The following is a 24830-nucleotide window of genomic DNA, read 5'->3' as shown; positions in this document are numbered from 1 at the left end:
TGTACGACTGGATTTGGAACAAAGCTTTCCCTGATAAGATTCTTCAACTGACACTCGGCTATCCACTGCGCGTCCTTGGTATCACTCTTGCGACCGGGAAGTTGCTTTATGAAATGAGGATTCGCAAGTCGCAGGGACATGTGTTCGCACAGCTCGTTCCATACCGGTATCCAATACACTGCGGTGCTCTCCATGGCGCACTCTGTGACTCCATGACGGAGCATGTCTTCGCGCATCTGACGGAGGTGGGTTGTCAGAGTTCCATACGTTTTCTCAAAAATAATGGCCACGTCATGACGCATAATACACAAAAAGACACTATCTTTGTGAACGTCAAGGCCTGCTACGATTCTGTTTCTGTACATTGTAAGAGGTTTTTAATGTTTACACCATAAATTTACCAATAAATGTGCATAAAGCACGGTATAAATGGCAGATAATTTGTCACGGCCTTGACCTTTTTATTCTGTCGGTGTAGAAATCTCGCGATTTATATGTACATTTGCATACCCATTAAAATGAATAATGGCCTTTTATCGTCAAACGACATAAATAATAATATGAGTATAAGAACCTTAATTTAATTATTGTAAAGAAAACGATACTTGCACTCCTACAGGAGTTTTCCACAGTCTGAACAACGATGCAGACATAAAAGTTGTTTCTTTTTCTTCATTAAGAGAACACTACAACAGAGAAATACAAGCTGAACATGCGCATGATTTTTACATCGTTGCATTTTTCGAAAAAGGGCAATGCTTATATTATCGAAACTTCGAAGAGATTTTAATAAATCCCAAGACTATTGTATTTATGCCTCCTGGACAGTATCATCATTATGGCGAGGGCGAAATAAAAGGATCTAGTATATGCTTTTCTCATGATGCGTTCATTGGTCTTGATATAGAGGTCGTCAATCTGATTGATTTTTATTTGTTTGTAAATGAAAGTGTTATAAAAATAGAAGACGAACATATATATCATGAATTTGCAGATATCGTTAAAATGATTCATAGTGAATACGAATGTAAGGAACACCCCTTAACTTTAAATATTAAAATGAAGTCACTGCTGCACTACTGGCTTATTAAACTTTTTGATTATTATTCTCAACATCATGAAATTGACATTCAGAGAAATTCCAATTTGTTTTTGAGTTTCTATACAAAAGTAGAGAAAAATTTCAAGAAATGGCATAAGGTCGCACAATATGCAGAAGATTTACACGTAAGCTATAAAGAATTGAGTAGACTTGTCAGAGCAGAAACAAACAAAAGGCCTATAGAGATAATTATTGACAGGATAATTTCAGAGGCAAAAAGGTTACTTGTATTCACAAATAAATCTATCAAGGAAATATCTGTAGAGTTAGGCTTTGAGGAACTGTCAAATTTTTCTTTACTATTCAAAAAGAAAATAGGAGTCAGTCCAAATGTATATAGGAGCAATTATAGTAAAAAGAAATAGACTTCCAGTTCACCTGTAGAAGCTTATAGTCAAACAGAATTGGATACAGAAACAATAAAAAATAGCAATTATGGCAACACGTACAAAATTTATCCTTACCTATGTGGGAGGTATTGTCACAGGAGTTATTCTAACATTTATTTTTGCTTTTATGGTTACATATCAAGGAAATTCATCGCCATTAGGTAATGATATTATTATGTTTGAAAAGCCACAGCAAGAAATTAAGGTAACTTCATTCGAGGTGATGCAAGTGCTTCCTGATGGTAGCGCATTGGCAAGAGTAGAAGATATGGACAATTTTGGAATAATTGTCTTGTTCCTCGCAGACAAAGGTACATCATACTATGATAATCAGAAGATAGACGTGCCTTCTTGGAAAACAAGATATATAACTCTATAATAAGCTGATTTTCTATATTTTATAGCGTGTACAAAAGAATGGTTTTACAATTTAGCACCATTTTAGTACCACTATTTAGCCATCGTAAATAAAATCAAGAGATGGTGCAAATGGCATTGGATAATTAATTTCTCCGGCTGCATAAATCACATTCGTTTACCACCCTCAAATCTGTCAACACTTTCCAGAGGTAATCAGATAGTTAATTTACGGCTTCAATAAATAATTATTTGTTTATTTTGTATTTATATTACGTAATTTTTCTACGATAATCGCATTTATAATTCACTATATAGAATTTTATTTGTACCTTTGCACCATACAATAGATAAAATCAACGATTATGATAGCAGAGTTCAGCATTGAAAATTTTTTCTCCATTAAATCAACTCAGAAAATCAGTTTTGAGCCGTCGGCAGATACTTTTATGTCTGATGAGTATTCGTATGAAGTTAAGGAAGGGGTAAGATTGCTGAAAGTTGGCATCATCTACGGTGCCAACGCTTCCGGCAAGACAAATATATTAAATGCCATCGAATTTTTCAAGATGCTGGTTTTGAGAATGCCTAAAGACAGGACTCAGAAAACCGGGGTTGTCCCTTTCATGTTGGATGACACTTCGAGGAACGAAAAGACAAAGATGTCAATGGTATTCTATATCAACCAGTCAAAGTACATCCTCAGTTTTGAATTAGACACAAAGCATATCTATTCCGAAACATTGATTGTTTATGACTCCATTCGCCCTACCAAATTGTATAACCGAAGTTATGATGCTGCGACAGATTCCACGGCCATTAACTTTGGCGTAAATCTGAAAATGACAAAAAAAAGCCAAGATGTGATTTCCGGTAACACTATCAATAATTGCAGTGTGCTTGCCGCATTTGGCAAAAGTAACGTGGAACGTACCAAGCTGAATGATGTGTACGATTATTTTGCCAAGCAGGTAAAAGATGTATTGGCTCCCGGTATGCTGCTTTCGGGATATGTCAAATCACGATTGGATAAAGATGAGACAGGAGATTTGAAGAAATTCATTTTAAATTTCCTGAAAGCGTCCGATTTCAATATAGAAGATGTGGTATTACACGAAGAGGAAAAACTGATTACCCCTGAATTGGAACAACTGATTCAGAATGCTCCTATTGATAAAGATGCAAAGGCTGAAATGCTTAGAAAGGGGAAAATTACAAATACGGAACTGACCTTCAAGCATAAGGCAGGCGATAAAGTATATGATTTGTCGGAAGAATACGAGTCCAATGGCACCATGAGGTTCTTAGGAATGGCTGTAATTCTAAATTACCTGTTAAAGACAAATCGGTTCGTGCCCATTGATGAAGTTGAAACAAGCATTCACTACGAGTTGCTGTCTTATTTCATAAAGGTATTTTTAGCAAATAGCGACGGAACGTCCCAAATGCTTCTGACAACGCATGACATCAATCTTCTGAATGAGGATTTCATTCGCCGTGATACAATATGGTTCACCGATAAAGACGAACTCGGCGAAACTAAAATTGTACGTCTTTCTTCTCTTGGACTGCATAAGAATCTTTCTCCGTATAATGCCTATAAGCAGGGGAAATTGGTAAAGTTGCCGTTCTTGGGTAGCCAGTATATTAACCTAAACGACTAATGATATGGGGCGGACAGTAACAAAAAGTATCGCCATCATAGGCGAGGGAGAAACAGAATGGTTCTATTTCGATTCTCTGAGGATTGCGTGTCGTTATCCTTTCAAGGTCGCTCCGGATTTTCCGCAGCACAGCGACATCAATCATATTCTAAAACTGGTAGAATCTTATTTGAACAAGCAATATGATTATATTGTATGCCTGTTTGATATGGATAGATTATTCCAGTTCCCATCTGAAATGCAACAGTACCAACGAGCAAAGAAAGAGTATAGCAAAAAGAAATATGCCGGAAAGGTGATATTTGTAGAAACGAATCCTTGCACGGAATTTTGGTTTCTGCTCCACTTCTTGCCTAATGTGGTTTGTCGGCGATATGAAAGTTACGAACAACTGCTTCCCGAATTGCAGAAGTATATGCCAGGGTATGAAAAGACAAAACGATATTTCATACGCACCAATCTCTATAAATATCTGACAGAGAATGGTGATTTGGAACGGGCGATGATAAATTCAGAAAAGTTGTGTCAACTCTGTAAAGAATCGCCAGAGGATTTGAAAGCATATTCGGAGGTGCATAAGGTGATAGAGTTATTAATTAATTTATAATATATACATTTATAGAAAATTGGGACGAAAGCCCAATTGGTTAATCTCTCAATAACCAATCACGCACAAGATTTGATATGTGCTTTTTCTCCTAATGTGACAGAGACTGTTTTGTTGGTTTATGGCTTACTTAAACACGATGAGGGAACCGACATGTACAATCCTACAGGTTGTTAGAATCCAACTTTAAAGCTTCGTATAATGACATAGAATGCAAAGTGCAAGTCGCCGTGAAACATATTATCAAGATGTTGAGCAAGCAGGAACCATTAAGTGATTTTTATATAACAGAAGACGACTTGAATTTAAAGATAAACAAGTTATGAAGTATTATTTGGCAAGTAATGATTTGTATATAGAGATACCAACCTTAGTATTCAACCAAATAAAGTTGCAGGCTGAGGGCGAATATCCTAATGAGAACGGAGGAATGCTTGCGGGACGATATTCTACAGATAGGCATACGGTATATTATATAGAAAAAGTTGTGGTGCCTGTGGAAAAATTGACTGGTAGGACAAAGTTTATGCGCATTACCAAGGGCTTGGAAAATGTATGGGAACAATTAGCCAAGGAGGGGTTGCAATATGTGGGCGAATGGCATAGTCATCCAAATACACAATATAGCAGTACAGATTTGGTATCTATGATAGATATTGAGAAGGAAGTGGCCATTGAGAATCCGTTATTACTGATAGTCAGTGTTAGAAGTAATGGACTTAGTGCTCATAACTTTTATTGTTATATGAATAATCAATTGTTGGAATACAAGAAAATGATAGATTTAAGGGATTTATTTCATGGCTTGCAGAACCAGATGCTGGCTAGCCTGAATGTAAACAGGGAATTTATTGAACATCCCGGTAGCAAAGGTGAAGCTACGGAGCAACATTGGATTGAGTTTCTACGAACCTATCTTCCTGACAGATATAAAGTGGATAAGGCTATAGTGATAGATTCGACAGGCAATGTTAGCGAACAGATAGACGTAATCATTTATGATGCGATTTACACACCTTTCATATTCAAACAAGATGGCTTTATGTATATACCGGCAGAAAGCGTGTATGCCGTATTTGAGGTGAAACAGGATGTGAAAGGGTATATAGAATATGCAGCCCAGAAAGTTGAGAGCGTTCGTACGCTGAAAAGAACAAGTATTGGTATGGTTGCCTCAGGAAAAACTGCGGCCGCTATACCACTAACTAAGATAATTGGCGGTATTTTAACTACGACAACTTCATATAGCGGGAACGATACGGTAAAAGCGCAGTTAAAGAAATTGAAAGGGCTACAGACATTGGATTTAGGATATCTCTGTGATACAGGTAGTTTTTATGTTGATTATAATGAAACAAAACCTGAAGGTATAACCCCAACCAGCAGTATCGAGGATAATCGCAAATATATAAGACAAGTGTATGAAAGCCGCGAAGTAAAAGAGGTTAAGTTTAGCGATAGGGACGTGTCTCTCTTTACATTCTTTCTTCAACTTGTAAACTATTTAAAGTTCATTGGTACTGTTCCCGCGATAGATATCAATGCATACCTGAAGGCTATTCATGCAAAAATTGATGAAGATATTTAAAAAGATTTCGTGAACTTCCACATAATTATATTTCGTTTAAGAAAATAGATAGAAAGAGTAGAAGATATGCCTATAAAAAGAAGCCCGTAAATACGGTTTATTCTTATGTATTGCTACCCAAATACCTCGTGATATATATTAAGCCAAATGGGAACTTTTGGGGTCCATAGGAAATTAATGAGCAAGATAAAAAGGCTATTGAAAGTGCAGCATCTGCAGCAAATACAAATATTCTCTCTTTTCTTCCTATATTGGAAGAAGGTGAAGTTTTAATTGTTGGAGTTGATTTTCCAATACCTATCATCTTGAAAATCAATGCTCCAACAATTAAACCAGATTCTAGCCCCCTTTAGCTTACAAAACGACAAAATTAAAATCTTAATATTGGTAAAGTGTTTACTATATCTACTGTTTGGCAAGAGAGCATAATAACCGATAGAAGAAGGTCGAGGATATAACGGGGTTGTTTGTGTTCTCGTGACCAGTCGTTTGGATCATTTTTGATTTGGGACGCTTTGTCAATTGTGACGGCATAGCGTTCCATTATCCACTCAATTGCAGATTTACCATTAACGACATAGTCGTATGCTTTTAGTGGGATGTTCTCAATGGTAATATGGTCATTATAGATGATGTTTGCTTTATCTACAACCTGCAAATCAGAAATACTATCTGTAATCAATGATGCGAATGGCTTTTGTTGACCAATTCCACTTACAGCGATAACAAGATTGGTATTGCTGCTGGTTGGAAATAATTGTCTCCATATCCCCGGTCGTTCTATAAATGGTCGATGATAATACAAGTTAATTCTATTGAATGGTCTATAAAATGTTTCCACAAAAGCATTTTCTTTTAGACTATGTCTCACTTTACTTTCATGATCCTTTTTTAGATTCACAGTCCAACTTATTTTTGTCGTATCTGTTGATAACTTATTTTCGTCTATTTGCTGATTGTAAAAATCAATCATAGAACGCATATTGCTTGTAACCTTATCTTTTGAAAATCCAGACACCCAAGCATCACGATTGGTTGCTACACCAATGGCATAAGTGCTAAATACACTTTGAGCATTCAGAGCAAATTTCTTTTCATGAGCTAATGGAATCAAATTATCAAACACCCCATCGCGTTGGTTTATCCAATCAGCCTTTTCATTAGGTGTGATAATCTGCCATTCCAATTTCTGCGAAGAAATGAAACGGTAGTCTTTTACCATTTTGAGTTTCTGTTCACGAGTAAGGTAATCACCTATGTCATGATAATGGAAAACGAGTAATGCAGGTCGGAACATATAAGTACACGACACGTAGTGAAATGGAAAAGACCGTCCCTATTGTTGAAATTTTAGACAAATAGCTTTAATTGTATGGCTATCGTTGGTATTATATTTTTCACATTGACAATCTTCATCAGATTGAAGTTGCCAATGTGAAAAGGCAAGTATTCTGAAAACACTTGTGAATAATAAGACACAAGAATTTGGGAATATATTTAACGATTTATTATTTAATAGTAACTTATATTCTACCATGTAACACAATGTTATTAGAAAACAAGATAAGGTCTCTCAGAGACGAATAAGGAATATTGCAACGCCTATTGTCGAAACGAGCAATGCCGAAAGCCCCAAACCTGTATAAGTATATCCCCATAAAACACCCTATTCAAACCAAGAATCTATACTAAATATATGATATTCAGTTTTTAATAAGTGTTATGCCATGAATATTTCGTATCTTTGCAATGATTTACAAAACCGAACGTTTTCGATAAGCCAGATGGGCAATGTCGAGCTTGCTTGAACATTGCCATGGCGAGAAGGGGAACCAACTATGACACGTGCCAAAGGCACGTCCCTACCTGTCGGATGAATGCGATAATATGAACCATTACATAAAGGACAGACAACCTTAATTGTGAATCTTTCAGCAAGAAATATCATCTGAAACACCTAAAATATATGGCAACAGTAGACGATAAGAAAATCATCTTTTCAATGGTCGGTGTGAGCAAGACAATCCGCCAGACCAACAAACAAGTACTCAAAAACATCTACCTCAGCTTCTTCTATGGAGCAAAAATAGGTATCATCGGTCTCAACGGTTCCGGTAAGTCAACCTTAATGAAGATCATTGCCGGTCTGGACAATGACATACAGGGAGAGGTCGTGTTCTCACCAGGTTACAGCGTGGGCTATCTGCCTCAGGAGCCACAGCTCGATCCGACAAAAACCGTAAAGGAGGTAGTAATGGAAGGTGTCCAGTATATAGTGGACGCACTGAAGGAATATGAAGAAATAAACCAAAAGTTCGGTCTGCCCGAATACTATGAGGATGAAGATAAAATGAACGCTCTGTTCGCCCGTCAGGGAGAGTTGCAGGACATTATCGACACCACCGACGCATGGAATCTTGACAGCAAACTGGAACGGGCCATGGATGCCCTTCGCTGTCCTCCTGCCAACCAGCCTGTGGAGAATCTTTCCGGAGGAGAACGCCGCCGCGTGGCTCTCTGCCGCCTGTTGCTGCAGAAACCCGACGTGCTGCTTCTCGACGAGCCTACCAATCATCTGGATGCAGAAAGCATCGACTGGCTGGAACAGCATCTGAACCAATATGAGGGTACGGTAATCGCTGTCACCCACGACCGTTACTTCCTTGACGATGTGGCAGGATGGATTCTTGAGCTCGACCGCGGTGAGGGTATTCCATGGAAAGGCAACTATTCCTCATGGCTGGAACAGAAGACAAAACGCATGGAACTGGAGGAAAAGACAGCCAGCAAGCGCAGAAAGACTCTGGAAAGGGAATTGGAATGGATACACATGGCCCCGAAAGCCCGTCAGGCTAAGGGCAAGGCCCGCTTGAACTCCTACGACAGACTGTTGAACGAAGACCAAAAAGAAAAAGAAGAGAAGCTGGAGATATTCATCCCCAACGGCCCCCGCTTGGGCAACAAAGTGATAGAAGCGCAGCATGTGAAGAAAGCGTTTGGAGAAAAGGTGCTTTTCAACGACCTCAATTTCATGCTTCCGCCTAACGGAATTGTCGGGGTCATCGGTCCTAACGGAGCCGGCAAGACGACCCTGTTCCGTCTGATTATGGGACTGGAACAGGCGGATAACGGTGATTTCGAAGTGGGCGAGACTGTAAAACTGGCTTATGTCGACCAAAACCACAAGGACATCTCACCGGAAAAGAGTGTGTATGAAGTGATGAGCGGTGGAAACGAGCTCATGCGTATGGGCAGCAGAGACATCAATGTGCGTGCTTACCTGAGCCGGTTCAATTTTGCCGGAGCCGACCAGGAAAAGAAATGCGGCGTACTGTCGGGTGGCGAGCGCAACCGCCTTCACCTTGCCATGGCATTGAAAGAGGAAGGCAACGTGCTCTTGCTCGACGAGCCCACCAATGATATCGACGTTAACACACTCCGTGCACTGGAAGAAGGTCTGGAAGAATTTGCAGGATGTGCGGTGGTCATCAGCCACGACCGTTGGTTCCTCGACCGCATCTGCACACACATCCTTGCCTTTGAAGGCGACGGCAACGTGTTCTTCTTCGAAGGAAGCTATTCCAAATACGAAAGCAACAAGATAAAACGCCTTGGCCTGGAAGAGCCAAAACGTACTCGCTACAGAAAGCTTATGGAGGATTAGAATGATACCATCCAAATTACAAGGACACTGAACTGTCCTCACTATGGATTGTGTGAAACTATAAAGTGCGCCCTGAAAGTCGGAAAAACTTTCAGGGCGCACTTCATATAAATGATTCCAGCAGGCCTGATCTTTCAAACATACTCCTTTTACAGCCGAACAGCACTTTTCCACATGCGATGTATGAACATAAACAATAATCCACAACCGGTATAAACGACAGAAATATAAACATTATGCAAATAACTTATACCTTTGCTTGTATCCTTATATTTAATTCCGTATATTTGTATTCATCAAAACCTAAAAAAACAAAATTATTATGGCAAAGACTATTAAATTCAGCGTACACCGCAATCCATTGAAGAACGAAGAGGGAAAAGACACTTATCAGGTGCGCCATGAAAGTTATTATACAGCACACAAAGCCGACTTGCTGGAACACATAAAACGCCACACCACCATACGGCCGGAGCTCATCGAAATGACACTCTCGGTGCTTAGGGAAGAAATTGTGGAATTTCTCATCGACAACAAACGCCTGCACATAGAAGGACTCGGAACGTTCTACCTGAAAGTGGGCTTCAAAAAGCAATGCGACGAATGGGGAAACGAACAGAAACCCAACTTCACCAATCCGGCCGACATTACCGGACACAACGTATGCGTGGAAACCATCGGCTTCACACCCGACAAGGCCTTTCTGACTATAATGGAAGAAAAAGACTACGGATTCGAGAATATTACCGGACGAGGAAAGGTGGGACATTCAAACATATACGAATATGGAGAGATTACACAACTCATAAACGACTATCTCGAAAAGCGCGGGAAAATAACCAGAAAGGAGATGATGAGCACATTCGGACTTACAAGACACGCAACGGCAAAATGGATTGACTTGCTCACGGAAAGTCCAAACGCTTTCCTGGAATCAGAAAAAATAGGAAACACAACAGTATATTACCGTTGCAAGAAATGACAACCGGCCTGATCTCAAAGCGGAGACATGCTGTTTGCAATATGCAAACAGCACAATCACAAACCAGTCGGCTTTAGTCGACTCATCCGTCGACTTCAATCGGCACATCTGTCGACTACAGTCGACATACCTGTCGGCTTAAGCCGACAGGTATGAAAATAACCTTATTGCTGTTTAAGAACACCCTGTTTACCGTATGACGGCCCCCGTCACAGCATTTATATCCTACCACTCATATTCGGCAAGCATCCCGAACATTCCACCAAAGCCTTTTCCTCTTTTTCACTTACCCGAATCACAGTATAATTACGCGGAATAAAGGCATCTTTGGCCGTGACTGCTTTAAAAGCCAGACTAACGGCACACGCCAAAAATCCACATGCTCTTGCTGTAAAAAAGAAGACACACGAGACTTGCAGAAGAAAATTTTCCTGAAAATATTTCCACACATAAATTCTTTTATATACCTTAGTATAATATTTGTCACAGAACAAAACAGATAACAACAAAGAAAATGGAAATTACGATACTTACAAAACTTATAGCGGCAGAACTTAAACTGCCGGCAAAAGGCGTTGAGAACACCATCACACTGCTCGACGAGGGATGCACCATACCGTTTATCAGCCGTTACAGAAAGGAACGCACCAGAGGATTTGACGAAGTGCAGATTGCAGCCATAAGCGATATGGGCGACAAGCTGAAGGAGGTGGACAAAAGAAAGGAAACCGTCATAAAGACCATAACGGAACTCGGAAAGATGACACCGGAACTGAAAAGGAGAATCGATGACTGTTGGGACAGCACAGGGCTGGAAGATATCTACCTGCCATACAAACCCAAAAGACGTACAAAGGCGCAGATGGCACGCGAACAGGGACTTGAACCGCTGTCGGTGATTATCATGATGCAGCGCGAACAGTCTCCGGAAAAAGCCGCCGAGCGGTTTGTGAAAGGCGATATCAAGGATGCTGTGGCTGCAATAAATGGAGCCCAGGACATCATTGCCGAGACCGTGAGCGAGGACGAGCGTTCAAGACAGCAGTTGAGAGGGGCTTTCAGGCGTGAGGCCATGATTATATCGAAGGTGGTGAAGACGAAGGCCGACACCGATGAGGCGGCAAAATATTCCGATTACTTCGACTTTTCCGAACCGCTCCGCCGGTGCTCGTCGCACAGGTTGCTGGCAATGCGCAGGGGCGAAAGCGAAGGTATACTGAAGATAAGCATATCCGCCGATGATGATGAATGTATGGACAAGCTGAAACGCAACTTTGTGAAGAGCAGCGGAAAATGCGGAAAGCTTGTGGAAGAGGCTGTGGAGGACTCGTATAAAAGACTTCTGAAGCCATCCATAGAAACAGAGTTTGCCGCCATCAGCAAGGAGAAGGCCGATGAGGAGGCCATAAACGTGTTTGCGGAAAACCTGCGGCAACTGTTGCTGTCGCCACCGCTCGGACAGAAAAGGGTGATGGGCGTTGACCCGGGATTCCGCACAGGATGCAAGATTGTGTGTCTCGATGCACAAGGCAACCTTCTGCATCATGAGGCCATATTCCCCCACCCTCCGGTGTCAAAACGCGCCCAAGCCGCCGCACAAATTGAAAAACTTGTGGAGAAATATAATATCGAGGCCATGGCCATTGGCAACGGCACGGCAAGCCGCGAAACGGCAGAATTCATGAAATCGCTGCATTTCGGCCACGACGTGAAGCAGTTTGTTGTCAGTGAAGACGGAGCTTCCGTATATTCCGCATCAAAAACGGCAAGGGAGGAGTTTCCTGAAGAAGACGTGACTGTGCGTGGCGCAGTGTCTATCGGAAGAAGACTAATGGATCCGCTTGCCGAACTGGTAAAGATAGACCCTAAGAGTATCGGGGTGGGACAATATCAGCACGATGTCAACCAGGGAAAGCTTAAAAAGAGCCTTGACATGACAGTGGAAAGTTGCGTGAACTCTGTAGGCGTGAACCTGAACACCGCAAGCAGGCATCTTCTGACATACGTAAGCGGTCTCGGACCGACACTTGCCGGAAACATTGTGGAATACAGGCGTGAGAACGGCCCGTTTACAAGCCGCGCGCAACTGAAAAAAGTGCCGCGTCTCGGACCGGCCGCCTATGAACAATGTGCGGGATTCCTGCGCATTCCCGATGCAAGGAATCCATTGGACAACAGTGCCGTACATCCGGAAAGCTACAAGATCGTGGAACAAATGGCAAAGGACTGCGGCTGTACGGTAGGTGAACTGATAAAGAATAAAGAGAAGCGCAAAGGGATAAAGCTGGAAAGATACGTCACACCGACTGTCGGCATGCCGACATTGAACGACATAATGAAAGAACTGGAGAAACCGGGACGCGATCCGCGCGAAAAGATTGAAGAATTTGAGTTTGACCCAAACATCACATCGGTAGACAATCTTGCCGAAGGGATGGAGCTGCCAGGAATAGTGACAAACATCACTAACTTCGGGGCTTTCGTGGATATAGGTGTGCATCATGACGGGCTTGTGCACATATCACAGCTCGCAGACAAATATGTGGAAGACCCGACACAAGTTGTAAAGCTTCACCAGCATGTAAGGGTGCGTGTAGTGGAAGTTGACCGTAAGCGTAACCGTATATCATTATCCATGAGGGGATTGAGGCATTGAAATGCCTCCCCCGATTAACGGATATTCTCATTTCCGTTTCCTGTCAGTCGACACAGGATGTCTCCTCATCATATATCCTGTCGAACATTCTCCGCAAGGTTGCTGTATCGGATATCAGCGAACGGAGCGTATTCAGTTTCTCCGCATTATCCGAGCCGGGAATCCAAAGACGTATATATCCGTGGGAGGAATATTTATTGTCCATGTGGGCCGCAAACCTTTCCCATTGGCGGTCACGGTCCAAATGCGGATAGTTGGCAAGCCCGAACTGCACCGTACGGCGCAAGACCACGTCGGGGGTCATATCGCGGTCAGCCTCAGCCACTATCTTGCCATAAATGCTGCGCGGGGCATGCGAGGCCGAGGCACGGTGGTCTTCCACCGCCTCTTTCATTATCTTAATCTGTTCTGGTGAGAACCATTTCTTCAGGCGCGCGTCCTGTGCGAGTATGCGGCCTCCGGTGATATGATGCACCGCACGCGGACCGGACATCCCTATATCATGATAGGCTGCAATGACATACACCATGTTTATATCCGCACCCGTTATACGTACAAGATCAAGTGCCCTGCGTATTACCTGTGTGACATGGACAAGACTGTGAGCCTTATCAAAAGACGAGTATTGGGGAAGAATATTGGTTTCTATAAACTCAACCAAATCCAAGCTTGCTGCGTTTTTAATCATAAAAATACGAAATAACTTTGCAAATATAATCATTAATGCTTAAATTTGCAAATTAAGTTTTAAGAAAAACCTATTTGATAACGGATTATGAAACAAAACACCATACGCACAAACTCTATGAAAGCGTGGCTTCTGGCAGCAAGGCCGAAGACACTTACAGGAGCGGCTGTGCCTGTAATGATTGGAACGGCTCTGGCATACACTGATTCAACAGAAATATATTCTTTCAATCACGTCGCCGCAATACTATGCTTCCTCTTCGCATTCGTGATGCAGATAAATGCCAATCTTATAAACGATTTCTTCGATTATATGAAAGGAACGGACAAAAATGAAGAAAGGCTCGGCCCACGAAGGGCCTGTGCTCAAGGATGGATAACAACAGACGCCATGAAGAAAGCAATCATAACAATCACTGTTGCCGCATGCATCATCGGATTGCCTCTCACGCTCTTCGGAGGCTATGAAATGATACTGATAGGAATTATATGTATAGTATTCTGCTTCCTTTACACTACACACATGTCATACATCGGACTCGGAGATATACTTGTCGTGGTTTTCTTCGGCATAATACCGGTATGTATCACTTATTATATACAGACAAGGACATGCACGCTTGAAACGTTTATAATGTCAATAGCTTCTGGACTCGTGACAGACGCACTGCTCATAGTGAATAATTTCCGAGACAGAGACACTGACAGAAATGCCGGGAAAAACACGCTTGTGGTACGCATCGGACCGGAAAACAGTCTCAAAGCCTATCTTTACATAGGACTTACGGCTTTTTTTATGGGAAGCGTCTTTCTTATCAACGGCCGTTATGCGGCATTTGCCATGCCCGCGATATATCTTGTCATGCACATCATCACATACAGAAAAATGAAACGCATATACAAAGGTAAGGCATTGAATATGTGTCTGGCGGACACGGCAAGGAATATTTTCATCTACGGTTTATGCGTAAGCGTAGGATTGATGCTACAGTAGAAACCGACAACAAGGGATTATCAGAAAGAATATAATGCAAAACCTGGCGTAATCATTTGAGTTTGAATTACGCCAGGTTTTTGCATATTCTATTATAATGTTTTCGATGAGCTATAATGTAAATGTCAAGCTTGCCCCGTTTGCTATCGTCCTATATAGAAATAATACAAGGCTAAAAATAAGATTACAAGAGCCACTGTGACAACGGCCTTTATCATACATCCGGCAACTTTCTTCACAAGGAAGAAACCGATGATAATCATCAGCAGCAATGCTATATAATATGATATGTTTTCCATCTTGTTTATTTAAATAATCTTCTGAATTCCATTGGAACAGGAGTTGTAAACTCCATGCGCTCTCTTGTCATTGGATGTGTGAAACAAAGCATATAGGCATGAAGACACAGACGATGTATAGGGTCGTCGCCATTTCCGTATTTAACGTCACCGCATACGGGATGTCCCATATCGGCCGTATGAACCCTTATCTGGTTCTTGCGCCCTGTCTCAAGCTTAAACTCGACAAGCGAATGTTCTGTAGTACGTTTGAGCACATGGAAATGCGTGACAGCATACTTTCCCCCGTTGTCGACAGGTGATGAGTAGGTGACGTATGCCTTGTTGTCTTTAAGCCAGTTGGCGATGGTCCCGCCTTCATCCTCGACTTCACCGCTGACTACTGCAACATAACGGCGGTCATAAACAATATCATGCCAGTTATGCTCCAAGATCTGTTCCGTATCTATATCCTTTGCATAAACCATCAGTCCGCTTGTGTCTCTGTCAAGACGGTGGACCACATGTGCATTACAACGCTGACGTGATTTCTTGAAGTAGTCATCAAGCACAGACTTCACATTCAATGACGAATGACCGGCTGCCATCGACAGAATCCCTACTTTCTTCTCTATCACTATAATCCAACGGTCTTCATAGACGATATTCACATAACGGCTTTTAAATGCCTGTTGATTCTTCTTTGTCTTGCTTACAGCCACCTTCATGCCTGGCGACAACATAAAGTCAAACTGTGTGACACATTTGCCATTGACCTTTATACCGCGTCCCTGCAAAGTTGCCTTAATCTTTGTACGGCTCCTTCCCACTTTCTCAAAAAGGAAATCAAGCAGCTTGCATTCGTGATCTACTTCAAAATGTTCGTATTCACCGACTTTCTTATATCCATTCCTGTTGAACATTCTATTTACTTTTAAATATTTGAAATATTCTTCCTATCCTTTAATTACGGCGTTTCTTCCACTTCAACTTTGGAATGTTTATCTTCTGGCCGGGAGTGAGTTTGGTATTGGGCTTCAATCCGTTATACACTTCCACATAACATTCCATGCCTTCACCCAAAAAGCGCTTTGAGATGGATTCGATACTCTCGCCGCTCTTTACCGTATACACCTGATTCAAGCCCACAATATTATACGCACCTGTACGCACTCTTATGTCCATACTTCCATAATCAGGCATTGTCTCCTGTTTATTCTCAGCATCAGCAGATCTCTTATCCACCGTTTCAGACTTCTTGTCTGCTGTCTGATTATTATCCGCAACGGCTGTTGTTTTCTCTGCGATGACAGGCTTTGCCAAAGTGTCTTTGCGCACAACGGTATTTATCGCTTTAATGCTGTCTGGACCGGTCTTGCGGCGTGCAGCATCTGACGACCGGGATTCTTTATCCATATCAGCATCCGACTCATCCTCCGATATCCGTACATCAGCACTTACAATATTCATATTGCCGCCCACTTCGTACATTCTATACAGATACCCTCCGAATGCAGATACGGCCATAAGCACCAGCGTAACAAAGATCCAAGTCAAAGTAACCCATAACCCGAAACGTTCGTCATCCGATTTTTTCTTGCTGTCCTTATCGTCTGAAATATCTTCTGACTCTTCATCTGATACAGCTTCCGTCTGGACCGCAACCCCATCACTTTTCCCGTAACTGTCTGTCACAACGGCTTCGGATACGCCATTATCCTCACATGTCTGTTGTCCGTCGGTCGTTTCATGCAAATCCTGCTGTACGGTATACGAATAATCTCCGGCAATATTATCTTCACTGACAGTCGTTTCTGTTTCAGGCAATAAGACTTCCTTTTCAGAAGACTCTGTATTTATACCATAGGATTCAATGTCGCTTTCCTGCAATTCGCCGTGCGAACCATCATACAAACCGGCCTTGTTTTCAGTTTCTCCACAGATATCTTCTTCCATTCTTCCCTCTACATTATCAATAGATGCAGCGGGAAACGTCCTCATTTCCTCTACCTCAGTTTTAGACACTGTATCTTCACCAAGAACGTGTTCTGAAGAAACTTGTCCCCTTTCCGTCACAAGCAGATAATCTTGAGCCACAGGCAGGTCAAACAGAGGTCTCCCGTCTGCTTCCGAGCTGGGGCCTTTATCCAATACAGGTGACTCCACCGGCTCATTTTCATCAGACACACTATCGTCATTATATGCAGATTCTTCCAGAGTTCCTCCGATATTCGTATCCTCAAACTCCACACCATCATTAAGAATCACAGTCTCAAACTGAGAAAAAGGCTTGTTTACCAAATCCTTGACCGTACTGTCGGGAGTGAATGTTATTTTCTCATGACCATTGATTATAACGGCCTCACCGGTATTTACATTCACGCTTTTCCTTGCCTCGACACTTATTATCTTAAATGTGCCGAAACCCTTTATCTTCAACACTTTATCACGTTCCAACCCACGTCTGACAGTGTCGAACAACGCGTTTACAAAACTTATTGCATCTTCCTGTGACAAACCGCTCCTTGAAACAAGAACACCGGCAATATCTTCAACGGTTTTTCTCTGCATTGCTTATCTCCCGCCTCCATTCTTTAGTTTATCCTTCCATGATACAACCGGCTTGAAATTCAAGACAAGCTTCGGCGGAACAAGCATTCTTTGCTGTGTAGAAGGATTTACCATCACACGTTCCAACTTCTTCTTCACATCAAACGTTCCGAAATTAGGAATCGTCACAGCATTGCCATCCTGAAAATTATCTGTCATATAGTCAATAACCATATTAACCATTTTCTGGGTATCCGCGACCGTATATCCGGTTACAGAAGATATATCTGAAATAAAATCCTTATTATTCATTGCTAACACTAATAAATTGTCGTGGCATAAAGGTCAAACTCCTCTGAGCCGGTAATCAGAACATCATAAAAACACCCTGCATCAAGCGGTTTCTCATCTGCCGGAATAAGAACTTCCGGATCTACTTCAGGAGAACAATACTCAGTACGACCTACATAATAGTCACCTTCCTTACGGTCTATAATAACCTTCAGGACCTTGCCCACTTTTTCCGCCTCTATCTCCATACTTATCTGCTGCTGGACGGCCATAAGCTCATCAAGCCTTCTTTGCTTCACATCCTGCGGCACATCATCCTCATACTTTTCTGCAGACGGTGTACCCTCTTCTTCGGAATATGAGAAAGCCCCCATACGCTCAAACCTCGCACGACGGGTGAATTCAACAAGCTCACGGAAATCATCTTCTGTCTCACCGGGAAATCCAACCATAAGTGTCGTACGAAGGTGGATACCCGGCACCTTCTCCCTTATCTGTTCAATAAGCCGAAGAGTGTCGTTCTTTGTAACATTACGCTGCATACGGACAAGCATGCTGTCTGAAATATGCTGCAACGCGATATCAAGATACTTGCATACATTCGGCTTTTCTCTTATGACATCAAGCAGTTCCCACGGAAAATGTGCCGGATAGGCATAATGAAGTCTTATCCATTCCACACCGGGAATATCTGCCATACGTGATATAAGTTCTGCTATATGTTGTCTGCCGTCAATGTCTATTCCATAATAAGTAAGCTCCTGGGCTATAATCTGAAACTCCTTTGTGCCTGAAGCCACAAGTCCCCTCACTTCTTCAAGAATCTCCTCCACCGGACGACTGACATGACGCCCTGTAATAATGGGTATCGCACAATAGGCGCAATGGCGGTCACATCCTTCGCTTATCTTTATATAAGCATAATGATGGGGAGTCGTGATACAACGCCTATATGCCTTATCACAAGACATTAAGTCAGGATTGTCTCCTGACATAACAGCCAGATCACTTACAAGCTGCTTGTAGTTGAACTTTCCATAAAACCTGTCTACTTGCGGCAATTCCTCTTCCAGTTCTTTCTGATAACGCTGAGACAAACATCCCATCACAAACAACTTCTTTATACGGCCTTCCTCCTTCGCCTGTATAAACTCCAATATTGTGTCAATGCTCTCCTGCTTTGCGTCTTCAATAAATCCACAGGTATTTATAACAACAACATCGCCTTTCGGATTCACGCTGTCATGCGTACAATTATAGCCAATAGATTCAAACATGCCCATAAGTGTTTCGCTGTCAACGAGATTCTTTGAGCAACCCATGGTTATTATATCAACAGTCTTTTTTTTCACGGTTATTCCTATCCTGATTTTCCATTATCACCATTATGATGCAGTATATGAATTATAATACACACATCGATCATGTACGTAAATAAAATAAACTCATGTCGCACATGCCACCAATAGAATAAAACATGTCGCACAAAAGTTTATAACCACCAAATTATTTCTTAAACAAGGAATCTACAAATTGGCGTTTATTGAAAAGCTGTAAATCTTCCATACCCTCACCAAGACCAATATACTTAACCGGCACCTTCAACTGGTCGCTGATACCGATAACCACTCCACCTTTTGCCGTTCCATCAAGTTTTGTGATTGCAAGCGATGAAATCTGAGTCACGGCAGCGAATTGTTTAGCCTGCTCAAAAGCATTCTGTCCGGTACTTCCGTCTAAAACAAGCAACACCTCATCTGGAGCCGTTGTATAGACCTTCTTCATCACGTCCTTTATTTTCTTAAGCTCATTCATCAGACCAATCTTATTGTGAAGACGGCCGGCAGTATCTATAATAACAACATCCGCATTGTTTGCCTTCGCACTGCTAAGCGTATCAAATGCTACAGACGCAGGGTCACTTCCCATCTGTTGTTTAATCACAGGCACTCCTACCCTTTCACCCCAAATACACAGCTGCTCAACAGCTGCGGCACGGAAAGTGTCAGCCGCTCCAAGATAAACCTTTTTACCGGCATTCTTGAATTGATAGGCCAACTTGCCTATCGTAGTGGTCTTGCCGACACCGTTTACTCCTACAACAAGAATGACATACGGAGAATGATCGGAAGGAAGATCCCAATTTTCATTATCATCTGTATTGTTCTCTGACAACAGGCCTGCAATCTCATCTCGAAGGATAGAATTCAGCTCTAAGGTGCTCACATATTTGTCACGAGCCACACGCTCTTCTATGCGCTTTATTACCTTCAGTGTTGTCTCTACACCGACATCACTGGTGATAAGAACCTCCTCAAGGTTATCCAGCACCTCATCATCAACCTTCGACTTTCCGGCAACGGCACGCGCAATTTTATCAAAGACACTTGTTTTTGTCTTTTCCAGTCCTTTGTCAAGGGTCTCCTTTTTATTCTTATTGAAAAATCCGAAAATTCCCATAATAATACGTTTTAACTGCAAACTTACTAATTTTTCCGCAAATAACGGAATTATCAGGCAAAATTTATCGTAAAAGCCTACAAACAAACTACTTTTACAATATCATACAACAAACAACCGCCGGACAAACACACGGCATACGACCCTTATACCAAAAACATTCAATATCAATGCTTTTATTACATGACGTAACGACAATCCACAAAGACTTACTTTTATACCATCTATTACAGGACTCTTTCCCGTAAACCTGCATACAGCAATCTGCATATCAAGAATATGCATATAATAATCCCTCTTTCTGTCGGCCTTTACCGAAAGAACATTATATATCCTCCAATGTTCATCAACCAATATCTCAAGTCCGCTACCGTCATCAGTAGCCGTTATTCCGTTTTCATTATAACAATAGTTATATTGTCCCGCTTCCGACATAAGTACTTTTGAAACTTTCCGCAACAGAAGCGGATATGTACACACATCCTCAAAGATTTTTCCTACAGGAAACCTAACATCGTCAAACAGTCTTCTTTTATAGATTTTATTCCATGCGTATGTATGTAAATAAGCTTTAGCGGAAAGCCAATAATCCTCTATATTATCATAGACTTTCTTAGGGAAATGAATAGAATCGCATTTTCCTCCTTTATAAATACGGCATACGGGAAACTCAACTATATCACAATCCGGATTGTCCAACATATCACGCATCACTCCGCAATACGTGCCTGCACTAAGAAAATCATCTGAGTCAACAAAAGTTATATACTCCCCCCTTGCATTTATTATGCCTGTATTTCTCGCATCACTAAGCCCTCCGTTTTCCTTGTGTATAACCTTTATTCTTGAATCTGTTTCCGCCCATAAGTCACACTTTCCAGAAGAACCGTCAGAAGAACCGTCATCAACAAGAATAACCTCAATATCATCAATATCCTGTGCAAGTATACTCTCTACACAGCGATTCAATGTCTTCTCAACATTATAAACAGGAACGACAACACTTAACATTTACACGAATCAATACATTGAAATAATCACAAAAGCACACTCATCAAAAATAACCTCCGACACATCACAAAGCTATATCCATACCCAGAAATGAGTTTGTAGGGCAAACTAAGAACATCCGGTGCGACTATATACTTTTATTAAAAATCATTCATAAAAGAAGGCCGCAACGGTAATGTTGCAGCCTTCCCGAATATGATGATAAACTATCAATTCTTAAAAAAGTCCTTAACTGCCTCGTTAGGAACCATCTGCTCGTCAAAGATGTAAGCACCGGTCTTGGGGCTTTTTACCATCTTTATTACTTTTGTATAAGCGCGACCATCCTTTGAGCCTTCATGGAGGGTAGCAACGGTTTTCTTTGCCATTGTTTAAGTGCTTAATATTATTATTTTATTTCCTTATGAAGAGTCATCTTCTTCAAAATAGGATTATACTTCATAAGTTCCATTCTGTCAGGAGTATTCTTACGATTCTTGGTTGTTACATAACGGCTTGTACCTGGCATACCGCTATTCTTTATTTCTGTACACTCAAGAATAACCTGAACTCTATTGCCTTTTGCTTTCTTTGCCATTGCTATTAGTCTCCTATAACTTTAATGTCTTTCCACTCCAAAAAGCCTTTGGCCACAGCCTGCTTCAAAGCAGCGTCAAGACCAACCTTATTAATCATACGCAGACCGGCTGCACTGATTTTCAAGCGAATCCAGCAATCCTCCTCTACATAATAGAATTTCTTGCTGAAAAGGTTTACATCAAAGCTTCTCTTTGTACGGTGCTTTGAGTGAGACACATTACAACCTATCTGTGCCTTCTTTCCTGTAATCTGACAAATCTTCGACATTTCTATCTAAGTTTTCGGGTTCTTTTTTATAACTTATTCCAAACAGGATGCAAAGTTACGCTATTATTTTGAAAAAACAAAATTTTGGTTATAAAAATAATAAATTTAAGAATTATTTTATTTTCAAGGTCTTTTTGCATCCCCAAACCTCATACCATTTTCGTATCAGCCTCTTCCTTTACCTTATCTTCTTTTGACTGCAAATACTCAAGAAACATCTGCATAGCCTTATTCGTGGCAAATGACAGGTTTACATCACGCCCGTTGTCTTCTGTCAGCAAATATGTAACGACCTCATCCTCAGTACCACAGGCCACCCATATCATTCCAACAGGTGTATCCTTGGTTCCTCCTCCGGGACCCGCAACCCCTGTGGAGGCGATAGCATAAGTCGTGTCAAGTGTCCTGCACGCTCCTTTCACCATTGCCACAACAACCTCCTCACACACAGCTGTCTTCTCCTCCAGTAGTTTTTTATCCACTCCGAGAAGACTTGCTTTCACATCGTCAGTATATGATATGACACCTCCTTTAAAATATTTGGAAGCTCCGGGAACAGATATTATCGCTTCGGCAATACGTCCACCTGTACAACTTTCCGCTGTACCGACTGTTTCTTCACGCTCCCACAGCAACTGACTTATCTCCCTGCTTGTTACCTTGTTTTCAAAATTCATCACATTATTTGTTTTTATATATGATAATCCATCCGGATTTTCCGGTCATCTGTTTTCTACCAGCAATACACGCCTCTAATTAAACGTCACCTTTGAAAAGGCAGGCATGTCTATGCTACAGAAATCCCCGTCAAGATACTTATGATATCCTACAATTCCTATCATTGCGGCATTGTCGGTCGTATAGCTGAATTTGGGAATATACACCGTCCATCCATAACGTCTGGCATAATCATGAAAAGCATTCCTCAATCCATTATTCGCACTTACACCTCCCGCCACGGCAACATGCTTTATTCCTGTTTGTTTTACCGCAAGCTTGAGTTTCTTCATCAGTATATCAACTATTGTAAATTCAAGACTTGCCGCGATGTCGTTTTTATTCTTCTCTATAAAATCAGGATCTTCCGCAACCCATTCACGCAGATTATAAAGAAACGATGTCTTCAACCCGCTGAAACTATAGTCAAGTCCCGGGATATGAGGTTCGGAAAACTTATATGCCTTAGGATTGCCCTGCCTCGCAAGTTTATCAATAATCGGGCCACCTGGATACCCCAGCCCCATCACCTTTGAACATTTGTCTATTGCCTCGCCGGCCGCATCGTCAATGGTTTGCCCGAGCACTTCCATGTCATTATACTTATTTACCTTTACTATCTGCGAATTACCTCCGCTTACAAGAAGACATATAAACGGCAACGGAGGATTGGACGTATCGTCATCTGTCTCCTTTATGAAATGAGCCATCACGTGTCCCTGAAGATGATTCACATCTATAAGAGGTATGCCGAGCGAGCGTGCGAATCCTTTTGCAAAGCTCACACCGACAAGCAACGACCCCATAAGTCCCGGTCCACGGGTAAAAGCTACCGCAGCAAGCTGCTCTTTGACAATACCCGCACGCTTCAATGCCTGATCCACAACCGGCACAATGTTTTGCTGGTGGGCACGTGAGGCAAGCTCAGGCACCACACCGCCATAAGCCTTATGCACATCCTGACTTGCCGTAACATTGCTAAGCAATACACCATTACGCAACACCGCCGCAGAAGTATCATCGCAACTGCTTTCTATACCTAATATATATATATCCTTATTATCACTCATATCCGTAACAATGACATTATGATTTTAACGTGTGAGTATCTCTACCCCATGTTCTGTCATAAGGAACGTATGCTCCCATTGCGCACTCGGAAGCTCATCACCGGTGACTACCTCCCAACCATATTTGTCGTCGGCATCTATAAAGACTTTCCAGGTACCCATATTCACCATCGGCTCTATAGTGAACACCATGCCCGGCACAATCAGCATACCTGTTCCCTTATGTCCGTAATGCATCACTTCAGGCTCCTCGTGAAACTTCAGGCCCACTCCATGTCCACAAAGGTCGCGCACTATGCCGTATCCATACTTTTTCGCATGTTTTTCAATTGCATGGCCTATGTCTCCAACAAAACAAAACGGCTTTGCCGCCTCGGCACCAATCTCCAGGCATTCCTTTGCCACTCTTACAAGCTGCTCTTTTTCAGGAGTCGTCTTCCCGCCTATTATGAACATTCTTGAAGCATCCGCATAATAGCCGTTATAGATTGTGGTAAAGTCGACATTCACAATATCTCCTTCCTTAAGAATATCACTCTCCTTAGGTATTCCATGACAAACGACCTCGTTTATGCTCGTGCACACGCTTTTCGGGAAACCTTCATAATTGAGACATGCCGGCACAGCCCCGTGAGATGTACAATAGTCATAACATATCTTATCTATCTCAAGAGTGCTCATGCCCGGATGTATAAGCCGCTCAACCTCATCAAGCACACCTGTGTTTATCTCACCGCTTTTACGTATGCCTTCTATCTGTTCGTCTGTCTTTATCAGGTCACGGGTAGGAACAAGCCTGCCCTTATTCTCCCAGTACATAACTTTCTTGTCCAGTTCTGACGGCTGCTGACCAGAGAGAACATGCCAACGTCTTTTCTTTCCAAACATAATTCCATGACATAAAAATCCCTGCAAAA

25 protein-coding genes and 1 pseudogene are annotated in these 24830 nt (G+C 41.8%); 9 read left to right on the top strand and 17 right to left on the bottom strand.

Annotated elements, in window-relative coordinates; all coding sequences use genetic code 11:
- Positions 1-365: IS110 family transposase (locus HPS56_RS11015; RefSeq protein WP_172276439.1), on the bottom strand; the 365-nt coding region annotated here is incomplete at its 3' end.
- Positions 366-633: 268 nt separating this feature from the next.
- Between HPS56_RS11015 and HPS56_RS11010 the strand changes: the two genes are divergently transcribed.
- From HPS56_RS11010 to HPS56_RS10990, 5 genes are all read left to right on the top strand, one after another.
- On the top strand, positions 634-1467 hold the full coding sequence (locus HPS56_RS11010) for a helix-turn-helix domain-containing protein (RefSeq protein WP_256372621.1): 834 nt from the start codon (positions 634-636) through the stop codon (positions 1465-1467).
- Between the two features lie 70 nt (positions 1468-1537).
- Positions 1538-1870, top strand: coding sequence for a hypothetical protein (locus HPS56_RS11005; protein WP_172276435.1), 333 nt, complete (start codon positions 1538-1540; stop codon positions 1868-1870).
- A 343-nt stretch (positions 1871-2213) separates the two neighbouring features.
- Positions 2214-3512, top strand: a complete 1299-nt coding sequence (locus tag HPS56_RS11000; RefSeq protein ID WP_172276433.1) for an AAA family ATPase — start codon at positions 2214-2216, stop codon at positions 3510-3512.
- A 4-nt stretch (positions 3513-3516) separates the two neighbouring features.
- Positions 3517-4119 (top strand): RloB family protein, encoded by a 603-nt coding sequence (locus HPS56_RS10995; RefSeq protein WP_172276431.1) that lies wholly within the window; start codon positions 3517-3519, stop codon positions 4117-4119.
- A 322-nt stretch (positions 4120-4441) separates the two neighbouring features.
- Positions 4442-5707, top strand: a complete 1266-nt coding sequence (locus HPS56_RS10990) for a DUF6602 domain-containing protein (protein WP_172276429.1) — start codon at positions 4442-4444, stop codon at positions 5705-5707.
- A gap of 103 nt (positions 5708-5810) precedes the next feature.
- Here the strand turns inward: HPS56_RS10990 and HPS56_RS10985 are convergent, their stop codons facing one another.
- Complete coding sequence (locus HPS56_RS10985) at positions 5811-6011, bottom strand: hypothetical protein (protein WP_172276427.1); 201 nt, start codon at positions 6009-6011, stop codon at positions 5811-5813.
- Positions 6012-6077: 66 nt separating this feature from the next.
- A pseudogene (locus HPS56_RS10980) lies at positions 6078-6974 on the bottom strand (type ISP restriction/modification enzyme); the annotation flags it as partial.
- A gap of 699 nt (positions 6975-7673) precedes the next feature.
- Here HPS56_RS10980 and ettA point away from each other — a divergent pair.
- From ettA to HPS56_RS10965, 3 genes are all read left to right on the top strand, one after another.
- Positions 7674-9371, top strand: coding sequence for an energy-dependent translational throttle protein EttA (ettA, locus tag HPS56_RS10975; RefSeq protein WP_172276425.1), 1698 nt, complete (start codon positions 7674-7676; stop codon positions 9369-9371).
- 322 nt (positions 9372-9693) lie between these two features.
- Positions 9694-10353, top strand: coding sequence for an HU family DNA-binding protein (locus tag HPS56_RS10970; protein WP_172276423.1), 660 nt, complete (start codon positions 9694-9696; stop codon positions 10351-10353).
- A 514-nt stretch (positions 10354-10867) separates the two neighbouring features.
- On the top strand, positions 10868-13009 hold the full coding sequence (locus tag HPS56_RS10965; protein WP_172276421.1) for a Tex family protein: 2142 nt from the start codon (positions 10868-10870) through the stop codon (positions 13007-13009).
- A 43-nt stretch (positions 13010-13052) separates the two neighbouring features.
- Here the strand turns inward: HPS56_RS10965 and HPS56_RS10960 are convergent, their stop codons facing one another.
- Positions 13053-13697, bottom strand: coding sequence for an HD domain-containing protein (locus tag HPS56_RS10960; protein WP_172276419.1), 645 nt, complete (start codon positions 13695-13697; stop codon positions 13053-13055).
- Between the two features lie 87 nt (positions 13698-13784).
- Between HPS56_RS10960 and menA the strand changes: the two genes are divergently transcribed.
- A complete protein-coding gene (gene menA, locus HPS56_RS10955; RefSeq protein ID WP_172276417.1) occupies positions 13785-14690 on the top strand; it encodes a 1,4-dihydroxy-2-naphthoate octaprenyltransferase in 906 nt (301 codons plus the stop codon).
- Between the two features lie 143 nt (positions 14691-14833).
- Here the strand turns inward: menA and HPS56_RS10950 are convergent, their stop codons facing one another.
- From HPS56_RS10950 to map, 13 genes are all read right to left on the bottom strand, one after another.
- The gene (locus HPS56_RS10950; RefSeq protein WP_172276415.1) at positions 14834-14989 is read right to left on the bottom strand and encodes a sulfate transporter; all 156 of its coding nucleotides are present in this window, start codon (positions 14987-14989) and stop codon (positions 14834-14836) included.
- Between the two features lie 5 nt (positions 14990-14994).
- Entirely contained in the window at positions 14995-15891 is an 897-nt protein-coding gene (locus HPS56_RS10945) for an RluA family pseudouridine synthase (RefSeq protein WP_172276413.1), read from the bottom strand.
- Positions 15892-15931: 40 nt separating this feature from the next.
- Entirely contained in the window at positions 15932-17539 is a 1608-nt protein-coding gene (locus tag HPS56_RS10940; protein WP_172276411.1) for an HU family DNA-binding protein, read from the bottom strand.
- Between the two features lie 3 nt (positions 17540-17542).
- A complete protein-coding gene (locus HPS56_RS10935; RefSeq protein WP_172276409.1) occupies positions 17543-17830 on the bottom strand; it encodes an HU family DNA-binding protein in 288 nt (95 codons plus the stop codon).
- Between the two features lie 8 nt (positions 17831-17838).
- A complete protein-coding gene (rimO, locus tag HPS56_RS10930) occupies positions 17839-19161 on the bottom strand; it encodes a 30S ribosomal protein S12 methylthiotransferase RimO (protein ID WP_172276407.1) in 1323 nt (440 codons plus the stop codon).
- A 154-nt stretch (positions 19162-19315) separates the two neighbouring features.
- Complete coding sequence (gene ftsY, locus HPS56_RS10925) at positions 19316-20269, bottom strand: signal recognition particle-docking protein FtsY (protein ID WP_172276405.1); 954 nt, start codon at positions 20267-20269, stop codon at positions 19316-19318.
- Between the two features lie 102 nt (positions 20270-20371).
- A complete protein-coding gene (locus tag HPS56_RS10920; protein WP_256372619.1) occupies positions 20372-21280 on the bottom strand; it encodes a glycosyltransferase in 909 nt (302 codons plus the stop codon).
- A 209-nt stretch (positions 21281-21489) separates the two neighbouring features.
- Complete coding sequence (locus HPS56_RS10915; RefSeq protein WP_006950479.1) at positions 21490-21648, bottom strand: DUF4295 domain-containing protein; 159 nt, start codon at positions 21646-21648, stop codon at positions 21490-21492.
- A gap of 20 nt (positions 21649-21668) precedes the next feature.
- Positions 21669-21857: a 50S ribosomal protein L33 gene (rpmG, locus tag HPS56_RS10910; protein WP_172276401.1), complete on the bottom strand. Its 189-nt coding sequence runs from the start codon at positions 21855-21857 to the stop codon at positions 21669-21671.
- 5 nt (positions 21858-21862) lie between these two features.
- Positions 21863-22126: a 50S ribosomal protein L28 gene (gene rpmB / locus HPS56_RS10905; RefSeq protein WP_172276399.1), complete on the bottom strand. Its 264-nt coding sequence runs from the start codon at positions 22124-22126 to the stop codon at positions 21863-21865.
- Positions 22127-22275: 149 nt separating this feature from the next.
- Positions 22276-22803, bottom strand: coding sequence for a CinA family protein (locus tag HPS56_RS10900; RefSeq protein ID WP_172276397.1), 528 nt, complete (start codon positions 22801-22803; stop codon positions 22276-22278).
- 75 nt (positions 22804-22878) lie between these two features.
- Positions 22879-23913, bottom strand: coding sequence for a tRNA (adenosine(37)-N6)-threonylcarbamoyltransferase complex transferase subunit TsaD (gene tsaD, locus HPS56_RS10895; RefSeq protein WP_172276395.1), 1035 nt, complete (start codon positions 23911-23913; stop codon positions 22879-22881).
- A 24-nt stretch (positions 23914-23937) separates the two neighbouring features.
- On the bottom strand, positions 23938-24801 hold the full coding sequence (gene map, locus HPS56_RS10890; RefSeq protein ID WP_253952448.1) for a type I methionyl aminopeptidase: 864 nt from the start codon (positions 24799-24801) through the stop codon (positions 23938-23940).
- Positions 24802-24830: the final 29 nt, after the last annotated feature.

The sequence above is a fragment of the Xylanibacter muris genome (assembly GCF_013166605.1).
In the GTDB taxonomy this organism is placed as follows: domain Bacteria; phylum Bacteroidota; class Bacteroidia; order Bacteroidales; family Bacteroidaceae; genus Prevotella; species Prevotella muris.
This window is presented reverse-complemented; position numbering and strand designations above follow the sequence as displayed.